Origin of the sequence: Collinsella sp. AF20-14LB (genome assembly GCF_003459505.1) — a bacterium.
Classification (GTDB): domain Bacteria; phylum Actinomycetota; class Coriobacteriia; order Coriobacteriales; family Coriobacteriaceae; genus Collinsella.
In genome coordinates, this window is sequence record NZ_QRWD01000005.1 from 1 (window position 1) to 364 (window position 364).

A 364-nucleotide genomic window follows, 5' to 3' on the forward strand; every position below is an offset into this window, starting at 1 on the left:
GCCGCACTAATCGCCCGAGCTCTTCCGGAACCGCACCTCGCGGCCCGCGGGACTTCGCGCTCCATGCGCGGTCCGGGCACGAGGATGCCCCCGAGTCGACTCTTTCCTATGCGCCATGCGGCCCCCAGGGCACGTAGATGAGACCCAGGACACCGTAACGGTGGGCGCCGCCCACCGGTCAGCGGCCAGAGCATGGGGGGCACGCCCGGTCCCGTTCCGAACCCGGAAGCTAAGCCCCATCGCGCCGAGAGTACTGCGGGGCCAGCCCGTGGGAGGCCAGGGCGCCGCTGACCGGTGGACGGCACCGAGCCGTCAGAGGAAATGGAGAAGGGGGAGGCATCGCGGCCTCCCCCTTTTTTGCGTT

The 364-nt window shown here is 70.3% G+C and carries 1 rRNA gene; it reads left to right on the top strand.

The window, feature by feature from the left end:
* Positions 1-177: 177 nt before the first annotated feature.
* A 5S ribosomal RNA gene (gene rrf / locus DWX63_RS03435) occupies positions 178-293 on the top strand.
* Positions 294-364 lie beyond the last annotated feature (71 nt).